The organism is Aeromonas sp. QDB11 (assembly GCF_027705265.1).
Lineage (GTDB): Bacteria > Pseudomonadota > Gammaproteobacteria > Enterobacterales > Aeromonadaceae > Aeromonas > Aeromonas allosaccharophila.
The window spans coordinates 1-1,541 of record NZ_JAPDBM010000166.1; the positions used below are offsets into that span (position 1 = coordinate 1).

Genomic DNA, 1,541 nt, shown 5'->3' on the forward strand with positions numbered 1-1,541 from the left:
CTCCTGCATGGAGACGCGATTAGATCACAGACGATCTGCCTGTTCAAATTTCATTAACAAAGTGCGATCCCGCCCTGATGTCAGGAGGGTATGTAATGTCGATTAGCCTCGATGGTTACACCTATTGTCATGAACATCTGCACATTGACCTATCTTCACAGAAAAGAGATGAAGATTGTCTTCTTGATAGTTATGCGTCGATCCGGGATGAGCTTATTGCACTCAAACAGTATGGCGTGCTTAATATCATCGAGATGACAAATCGTTTTATGGGGAGAAATCCTCATTTTATTGAAAATATAATGCATGATACCGGCATGAATATCCTGATGTCGACAGGTTATTACATCGAAGGTTTCTTCCCCGAGAAGCTATACCGTATGTCAGCTCGCGAGATATGCGGTGAGATAGTGCATGAAATCACGGTGGGTATCGATGACAGTTCACTTAAAGCTAGTGTCATTGGGGAAATTGGTAGTAGCGAGAACGCATTTACCGAAACGGAGCGAAAAGTCTTTGAAGCTGCAGCAATGGCGCATTATGAGACTGGCCGCCCAATCTCGACCCACCTTTCCATGAGCACCATGGCAAGAGAACAGGTGAAGTTATTCAAGTCGTATGCGGTCGCAATGGAAAGGGTCACTATCGGTCATTGCGATCTTAAAAATAATCTGGATGACATCTTGTGGTTGATCGAACAGGGTTGTCATGTTCAGTTTGACACTATCGGCAAGAACAGTTACTTCCCTGATTCGTCGAGAATCAACATGCTGAAAGAATTGGCTAGCAGGAATTTGTTGGATAGAGTCATGCTATCTATGGATATAACTAGAAAATCACACCTTAAAAAAAATGGAGGCCTTGGATTTTGTTATCTGGTGGAAAGTTTTATTCCACAGTTACTTGAGTCAGGTATTAGTAAAACTCAAATAGAACAAATGTTACGTCTTACCCCTTACCACTTTTTTAAATGAGGCTGGATATAAAAATGAAAAAATAGGGATTGCTGGATTGCAACGTGAGCAGATAAAGGCGCAGATTGAACAAGCTGCACCGGGGGAGTTTGAATGTCATATTCTCAATGACATGGATGCCGCCATGAAGGTAAAAGCGGGAGTCCTGGATTATTACATCGGGTGTTGTAATACCGGTGCTGGGGCTGCACTATCAATCGCTATCGCTATTATCGGTTATCCGAAAAGTTGCACTATTGCTAAACCTTCCATCAAAGCTAAGTCCGAAGAGGTGGAGAAGTTTATTCAAGAGGGCAAGGTGGCGTTTGGTCTTTCAGTGGAACATGTCGAACATGCCATTCCTTTATTAATTACCAAGCTTGCCGCCAATTGAGGGCACAAAAATGGACATTATTCAATTAGGGTTAGTCACTCTGTTGTGTGCCATGACAGCTCTGTTGGCCAATATGAGTGCATCGGTATTTCATGACGGAATCAGGCCGATTCTACCCCAGGGCGGGATCGCACTTTGTTAATGAAATTTGAACAGGCAGATCGTCTGTGATCTAATCGCGTCTCCATGCAGGA

General features: G+C 43.3%; 3 protein-coding genes. All 3 read left to right on the forward strand.

From position 1 onward, the window contains the following. Nucleotides 1–95 precede the first annotated feature (95 nt). Genes OKC40_RS22400 through OKC40_RS23025 form a run of 3 tightly spaced genes read left to right on the forward strand, consistent with a single transcriptional unit; the run spans nt 96 to nt 1,489 of the window. Nucleotides 96–974 carry a phosphotriesterase-related protein gene (locus OKC40_RS22400; protein WP_127005504.1) on the forward strand — a complete coding sequence of 293 codons (879 nt, stop codon included), beginning with the start codon at nt 96–98 and terminating at the stop codon, nt 972–974. 28 nt (nt 975–1,002) lie between these two features. Next, nucleotides 1,003–1,347 (forward strand): DUF2620 family protein, encoded by a 345-nt coding sequence (locus OKC40_RS22405; protein ID WP_270797019.1) that lies wholly within the window; start codon nt 1,003–1,005, stop codon nt 1,345–1,347. Between the two features lie 10 nt (nt 1,348–1,357). After that, entirely contained in the window at nt 1,358–1,489 is a 132-nt protein-coding gene (locus OKC40_RS23025) for a YhfT family protein (protein ID WP_442865914.1), read from the forward strand. The last annotated feature ends 52 nt before the right edge of the window (nt 1,490–1,541 follow it).

Excerpts from the sequence above, each read along its gene's own strand:
- OKC40_RS22400 (WP_127005504.1), top strand. The coding sequence starts at position 96 with ATGTCGATTAGCCTCGATGGTTACACCTATTGTCATGAACATCTGCAC.
- OKC40_RS23025 (WP_442865914.1), top strand. The coding sequence starts at position 1,358 with ATGGACATTATTCAATTAGGGTTAGTCACTCTGTTGTGTGCCATGACA.